The 267-nt window shown below is 50.6% G+C and carries 1 protein-coding gene; it reads left to right on the top strand.

Features of this window, described 5'->3' with window-relative positions:
- Positions 1 to 267 (top strand): FecR family protein (locus tag HBA93_RS21480; protein WP_502910175.1); only part of this gene is annotated, 267 nt, incomplete at both ends.

Below are 267 nucleotides of genomic sequence, written 5' to 3'. Positions count from 1 at the left end.
TCAACTGACAAGTTTTAACACCGCCGGTTTCGGTGCACTCAATGCAGTTGATGCCAATACGGAGGCCGCCTGGAAAAGAGGCAAGCTCATTTTTGAAGACCGGCCGCTACGGCAAGTTCTGGCAGATGTGAACCGTTATCGTCGCGGAACCATCCGTGCAACCGATAGCAAACTTCTTGATATGCGTGTCAGCGGCATCTTTGATATCAAAAATCCGGATGGCGTATTAGATGCCATCCGCAATACATTGCCGGTACGCACTACGGA

Source organism: Ochrobactrum sp. SFR4 (assembly GCF_019730395.1).
GTDB lineage: Bacteria > Pseudomonadota > Alphaproteobacteria > Rhizobiales > Rhizobiaceae > Pseudochrobactrum.
This window is presented reverse-complemented; position numbering and strand designations above follow the sequence as displayed.